This window comes from Leucobacter chromiireducens (assembly GCF_003917135.1).
GTDB classification, from domain to species: domain Bacteria; phylum Actinomycetota; class Actinomycetes; order Actinomycetales; family Microbacteriaceae; genus Leucobacter; species Leucobacter chromiireducens_A.
Genome location: NZ_RPDI01000056.1, coordinates 1 through 5754, shown reverse-complemented (window position 1 = coordinate 5754; position 5754 = coordinate 1). Strand labels below are relative to the sequence as shown.

The window sequence follows — 5754 nt, the reverse complement described above, 5'->3', positions numbered from 1 at the left end:
GGAGGGCGACGCGGTCTGAGCGTGACCTCCCGTTTTCCGATGAGCCTTCCGCTGCGCGGTCGAGCACAGTGGAGGGCGCTCAGGCGAGGTCACGCACCATGACCACACTTCGATAGCTCTTCCCTGGCCACTGCACTTCGTCGACGATGCGAAAGCCCCAGGACGAGTACAGCTCAACGAGGTGTGTGGCTGGCTTCGCGGTATCAAGGCCCACCGAGGATGCCCCTTGACTCGCCGACCATGCGAACCCTTCGTCCCGCAGAAGCCTGGCAATGCCTTGCTTTCGTCGAGACGGTTCGACCGCAAGCTGGTTGAGCCAGGCCCTGTGTTGGACGGAAGCCTCGTGAGTGAGCGCTTGAAGTGTGTCTTCTGCCGGCCACGAGATGGTCATTGTGGCGATCAGCTCATTGCCCGCTTCCACCACCCACATCTCGCCGCCCAACGCTCGGCGTAGGCGCTGTGCAGGAGCTTCGTCACCTGTGGCGCGTCCTCCCCTCCGAATCGACGAACCTTCATCGCGCAATAGTAGTTCGGAGCCGGCGCCGAACAATTGACGACGTAGGACACAGCGCCCCACCCTCTCCCCCTCCCAACCNGACGAACCTTCATCGCGCAATAGTAGTTCGGAGCCGGCGCCGAACAATTGACGACGTAGGACACAGCGCCCCACCCTCTCCCCCTCCCAACCGGATCGGGGTCATTTGGGCAGGGTGTCGGAGCGGAGAGAGGCACGACACCCTGCCCAAATGACCCCGATCGTGGATGAGGGTGCGGGCGGGGTGTGGGCGGGCGGGGTGTGGGCGGGCGGGGTGAGTGGGCGAACGGCGGGCCGCAGCCGGGCCCGCCGAACATCAGCCGCGCGGCCCCGCCGGCGCCCACACCAGTTCGAAGCGCTCGCACAGGATCGGCATGTCGGGGGCGAAGCCGCGCGGGCTCTCCGAGTACGTGCGCCAGTACCGCTCGTGCGTTGCACGCCAGTCGTCGAGCGTGCGGTCGCCCTCACCCTCGGAGTGCGCGTGCTCCGCACTGACCTCGGCGAACGGCACCGTCGCGAGCGCGGTGGTGCGGATCACGGCGCGCGGATCCCCCACCCCATCGAGGATGATGCTGTAGTCCCCCACCTCGGGGAGCGGATCGCCGGTCGTTTCGTAGTCCCAGAGCGACGACGCGGTCCCGGTCTTGATCCCGGCGAGCACGAGCCCGAGCAGCTCGTCGGCGTGCGCGGGGGTCGCGCCGAACGGCCACGCCTCGGGGACCGCATCGGGAAGCCCGGGCACGGCGCCGCGGCAACGTGACCAGAACTCCGCGACGCGCGACTCAGCCTGCGCAGCGCTCGCCACGGCGACTACTCCGGGCGCAGCGCGAGGTAGGCCTCACGCAGCGCGGGGTAGTACTGATCGAAGCCGGGCCGCTCAGTGTCCTCGGTGGCCGCGACGAGCAGGTCGAGATAGTACTCCCAGCCGGGACCGATCTCCCCGACCTCTGCGCTCTCCTTCGGCCCGAGGTGGTGCGTGAACACGAGCAGCGTGTCGTCGCCGTCGGCCTCGACCGCCAACTCGATGCGCCAGTCGATCCCGTCCTCGATCGCGTGCAGGGCGAGGCGGGCGCGGGGCTCGCACGCGGCGATCTGCATGCGGATCGCTGGCTCGTGATCCTCGAACCGCATGCGCACGCGCACCGCGCCGCCGGGACGCGCGTCGCCCTCCCACGGCCCGAACCAGCGCTCAGTAAGGTGCGACTCGGTGAGAAACTCCCACGCCTCGTCGATGGGCAGCGCGAGAGAGCGCACCAGCACGAGGTCGATGCCCGGCACGGTGTGCCGAAGACGTCCGCTCGGTTCCATTCGTGGGGTTCCCCGTTCACTTGGTGAGACCATCTAGCGTACCGGGCTTGTGCTCACGCGGGATATTTCGCATACACTCAAGGACATGAAGCACTAACGCAGCCCCGTTCCGCGCCTGAGGCGAGCAGCGCACCTCGGTCCGAGCACCGCTCCCGGTGGTCCGCGCCCTCACTGCCCGGCGGAACCCACGCTCGTTCCGAGAGGCTCACATGCCTGCGCACCATCACTCGACTCCGCACGGCTCAACCGCGCCTGGCACCGCGCCCGGCACCGCGCCATCCGCCACCGCCGCCGACCGCGCCGCGGCGCGCGGCGCAGCGCTCACCGCACGGGACTCCGGCCACCTCGCCGTGTCCGGGCTCTCCCACGCGTACCAGGACCGGCGGGTCCTCACCGAGGTGAGCTTCACGGCGGCCCCGGGCGACCGGATCGGCCTCGTCGGTGAAAACGGCACCGGCAAGTCCACGCTGCTCGGGATCCTCGCCGGCCGCATCGCGCCCACCGCTGGCACCGTCACGCTGCCGGGCAGCGCGGCGCACCCGGCGTCGATCGGCCTGCTCGCGCAGGAGGTCCCGTACCCGGCGGACACCCCGATCTCGCGCGTGCTCGACGACGCGCAGCGCGCCGCCTGCGATGCGCTGCGCGAGCTCGAACGGCTCGGCGCCGAACTGGCGGACCACCCGGACGATGCCGCGGTCGCCGAGCGCTACGCCGCGGCGCTCGCGGCCGCCGAGCGCACCGACGCGTGGTCTGCCGAGGCGCAGCGCGGCGAGGTCGTCGCTGGCCTCGGTCTCGGCGGCATCGCCGAGTCGCGCCCGCTCGGCACGCTCTCCGGCGGGCAGCAGCTCCGGCTCGCGCTCGCCGCGATCCTGCTCGAGGCCCCGTTCGTGCTGCTGCTCGACGAGCCGTCCAATCACCTCGACGACGCCTCAGCCGCGTACCTCGAACGCGTGCTCAGCGGGTGGCCGGGGATCGTGATCCTGGCGAGCCACGACCGCGCGCTCCTCGACGCGGTGACGACGCGCATTCTCGATCTGGATCCGCTCCCGCTGGCCGCAACCGTGCTCGATGACGCGCTCGCGCCCGGCACCGCGGCGGCGGAGCCGACTGCGCACGCAGATCGGGATCGGGGCACGGACGACCCCGGCTCCGGCTTCGGCGCCCGGTTCTGGGGCATGGGGTACACGGCCGCCAGGCAGGCGCGGCAGGCGGAGCTCGCCAGGTGGCGGGAGCGCTACGCCGCGGAGTCCGAGGAGATCGCCGCGCTCACGCACGAGATCGAGGTCGGCTCACGCGAGGTGAACCGGAAGCACGAGTCGAAGTCTGAGAGCCGCATCACGCGGAAGTTCTACGCCGACAAGGACGCGCGGGTCACCGCCAGGCGGGCACGCAACGCCCGCGTGCGGCTCGACGCGCTCGAGCGGAGCCGCGTGCGGCGTCCCCCGGAGCCGCTGCGCTTCGCCGGCTTCGCGCACGGGGCGGACAGCTTGGGAGATGCAGCGGAAGCGGCGGACGCCGCACCCGTGCTGCGCGCGGATCGGGTGGCCGTCGCCGGCAGGCTCGCCCCGACGTCGCTCACGCTCGGGCCGCACGACCGGCTGCTCCTCACCGGCGAGAACGGTGCGGGGAAGTCGACGCTGCTCGCGGTGCTCGCGGGGCAGCTCGCCCCCGACTCCGGCGCAGTGCTGCGGCGAGCGCGCATCGGCTTCCTGCCGCAGGAGTTCGTGTTCCCCGATTCGGCGCGCACCCTCACCGAGGTGTGGCGCGAGGCGCTCGGCCCCGACCTCGCCGAGGCGCGCCCGATCGCCGCGAGCGGGCTCATCGCCGCGCGCGACGTCGACCGCGCGGTGGGGGCGCTGAGCGCCGGGCAGCGTCGGCGCCTCGCGCTCGCGCTCCTCACCGCCGACCCGCCGCCCGTACTGCTGCTCGACGAGCCGACGAATCACCTCTCGCTCACCCTCGTGGAGGAGCTGGAGTCGGCGCTCGCCGAGTTTCCCGGCGCCATCATCATCGCGTCGCACGACCGGTGGCTGCGCGAACGGTGGCGGGGGGCGACGCGCGCCCTGGTCCCGCCGACTACGCGCGGGTGAGCGCGGCGCTCGTGAGTGCCGCGCTGCGGCGCTTGCGCACGAGGAGCACGCCGGCCGACACGATGTACACGGCACCCGCTGCGAGGAACCAGACGGCGCTCTCGGCGCTGCCGAGCTCCGGGATCCCGATCGTGCTGGCCGTCCCGGTCGCGCCCACCGCGGTCTCGGCCGCAGCGGTCACCGATTCGACGCCGGTGTCGGCGTGCGCGGTGCCGGCGCCGACGAGGAGCATGCCGGCGAGCGCTGCGACACCCAGGGCCGACTGGGTGAGGCGGCGTGCGAGGGTGGGGCGTGCGTGCATGGGGGCTCCGGTTCGTTGGCGCACTCAGTCTTTCGAGCGCTGGTGTCGGGTTCAAGTGTCGCCCGGCCGGGTGCTGCACGGGGGTCCAGGCACCCAGATGCAGTGGTGAAACCCGCAAAACTGCGGGTCGAATCGTGCCCGATTGCGTAGTGCCACTGCCGCGGCTCCGCGAACACGAACGGACGTCGCCCGGCGCACAAAAGTTCGGCGCACCGAACCCCAGAATCGCGCCGATTCGAAGCGCTGAGCGGGGTTCTCCCTCCCCGCTGAAGCTTGCTACCGTGGCCTGTCGAGCGCGGAATCGCGCGGGGAAAGCGGGGAACACCACACATCATGAGCGAGATCAACATCGCGAACCCACACGAGTACGACCACCGGCACGCCGACGTGTCCTCGGGGTGGCTGCGCGCCACCGTGTTCGGGGCGATGGACGGGCTCGTCTCGAACGTCGGCCTCATCGCGGGCATCGCCGCGGCGGGGGCCTCCCCCGGCATGGTCGTGGTGACCGGGACCTCCGGCCTCATCGCCGGCGCGATCTCCATGGCGCTCGGGGAGTTCACCTCCGTGCGCACCGCGAACGAGCAGCTCGACGCTGAGGTGCGCATCGAGCGGGAGGCGCACACGCGCAACCCCGAGGGCGAGCAGGCGGAGCTCGCACTGCTGTTCGAGCGGCTCGGCATGGCGGAGGACGTCGCGCGCGTCGCCGCCGGCCAGGTGCACACGAACAGCGATCAGGCGGTGCGCGTGCACCTCGCGCACGAGCTGGGGCTCAGCCCGGAGGAGAAGCCCTCCCCCTGGGTGGCCGCGGTGTCGTCGCTCGTGTCGTTCAGCGCCGGCGCGCTGATCCCGATCCTGCCGTTCCTGTTCGGCTTCGGCACGCTCGGCTGGGGGCTCGCATTCGGCGGGATCGGGCTGCTGCTCGCCGGCGGCCTCGCCGCGCGCACCACGCGCCGCAACTGGCTGCTCGGGGCGGTGCGTCAGCTCACCTTCGGCGGGATCGCGGTGGCGGTCACCTACACGATCGGGAAGCTGCTCGGCGTCTCGGCGATCGGCTAGCCGGCCCGGCCCCGGGCCCGCTGACCCCGCCCCAACCCCCGCCCGCCCTGGCCCCACCCCCCGCCACCCCTGGATTGCAGCGACTCTGCTCCACTTCGGTGCCCCCATTTCGGATCACACTCACCGCAATTCCGGGGTGGGCGCGGATCCGGGGGCCCGCGCACGCCGTAGGCTTACTGCTATGCCCAGCCCCGAGTTCGTCGACGCCGTCCTCGCGGTGGTGCGCCGGATCCCGGCCGGCCGGGTCATGACGTACGGCGACGTCGCCCTCGCGATCGGTTCCTCAGCGCCCCGCGCCGTCGGCCGCGTGCTGGCGCTCTACGGCCACGCCGTACCCTGGTGGCGCGTCGTACCGGCGAGCGGCGAGCCACCGCAGGGACACGCGTCGCTCGCGCTCCCCCGCTACCGCGAGGAGGGGACGCCGCTGCGCCACCCCGACTCCCCCGACTACCGGCTGGCCCTCT

General features: G+C 72.1%; 7 protein-coding genes. 3 read left to right on the top strand and 4 right to left on the bottom strand.

Annotated features, from left to right (window positions below):
• Window positions 1-79 precede the first annotated feature (79 nt).
• The 3 genes from EGM46_RS15125 to EGM46_RS14230 all read right to left on the bottom strand — a co-directional run bounded on the left by EGM46_RS15125 (window position 80) and on the right by EGM46_RS14230 (window position 1843).
• Window positions 80-430 (bottom strand): GNAT family N-acetyltransferase, encoded by a 351-nt coding sequence (locus EGM46_RS15125; protein ID WP_125100788.1) that lies wholly within the window; start codon window positions 428-430, stop codon window positions 80-82.
• Window positions 431-851: 421 nt separating this feature from the next.
• The gene (locus EGM46_RS14235; protein WP_125100787.1) at window positions 852-1340 is read right to left on the bottom strand and encodes an ASCH domain-containing protein; all 489 of its coding nucleotides are present in this window, start codon (window positions 1338-1340) and stop codon (window positions 852-854) included.
• Between the two features lie 5 nt (window positions 1341-1345).
• A complete protein-coding gene (locus EGM46_RS14230; protein WP_125100786.1) occupies window positions 1346-1843 on the bottom strand; it encodes an SRPBCC domain-containing protein in 498 nt (165 codons plus the stop codon).
• Between the two features lie 209 nt (window positions 1844-2052).
• Between EGM46_RS14230 and EGM46_RS14225 the strand changes: the two genes are divergently transcribed.
• On the top strand, window positions 2053-3933 hold the full coding sequence (locus EGM46_RS14225; protein ID WP_125100785.1) for an ABC-F family ATP-binding cassette domain-containing protein: 1881 nt from the start codon (window positions 2053-2055) through the stop codon (window positions 3931-3933).
• Here EGM46_RS14225 and EGM46_RS14220 read toward each other — a convergent pair.
• Window positions 3920-4234 carry an LPXTG cell wall anchor domain-containing protein gene (locus EGM46_RS14220; protein ID WP_125100784.1) on the bottom strand — a complete coding sequence of 105 codons (315 nt, stop codon included), beginning with the start codon at window positions 4232-4234 and terminating at the stop codon, window positions 3920-3922. The two genes, EGM46_RS14225 and EGM46_RS14220, sit on opposite strands and share 14 nt — an antisense overlap.
• Before the next feature lie 333 nt (window positions 4235-4567).
• Between EGM46_RS14220 and EGM46_RS14215 the strand changes: the two genes are divergently transcribed.
• Window positions 4568-5290: a VIT1/CCC1 transporter family protein gene (locus tag EGM46_RS14215; protein WP_125100783.1), complete on the top strand. Its 723-nt coding sequence runs from the start codon at window positions 4568-4570 to the stop codon at window positions 5288-5290.
• 181 nt (window positions 5291-5471) lie between these two features.
• A partial coding sequence (locus EGM46_RS14210; RefSeq protein WP_164512922.1) for an MGMT family protein occupies window positions 5472-5754 on the top strand: 283 nt, incomplete at its 3' end.

What these genes read in the sequence shown, in the direction of transcription:
- EGM46_RS14230 (WP_125100786.1), bottom strand. Translation starts at nt 1,843, where the DNA reads ATGGAACCGAGCGGACGTCTTCGGCACACCGTGCCGGGCATCGACCTC.
- EGM46_RS15125 (WP_125100788.1), bottom strand. Translation starts at nt 430, where the DNA reads ATGTGGGTGGTGGAAGCGGGCAATGAGCTGATCGCCACAATGACCATC.
- EGM46_RS14220 (WP_125100784.1), bottom strand. Translation starts at nt 4,234, where the DNA reads ATGCACGCACGCCCCACCCTCGCACGCCGCCTCACCCAGTCGGCCCTG.
- EGM46_RS14225 (WP_125100785.1), top strand. Translation starts at nt 2,053, where the DNA reads ATGCCTGCGCACCATCACTCGACTCCGCACGGCTCAACCGCGCCTGGC.
- EGM46_RS14215 (WP_125100783.1), top strand. Translation starts at nt 4,568, where the DNA reads ATGAGCGAGATCAACATCGCGAACCCACACGAGTACGACCACCGGCAC.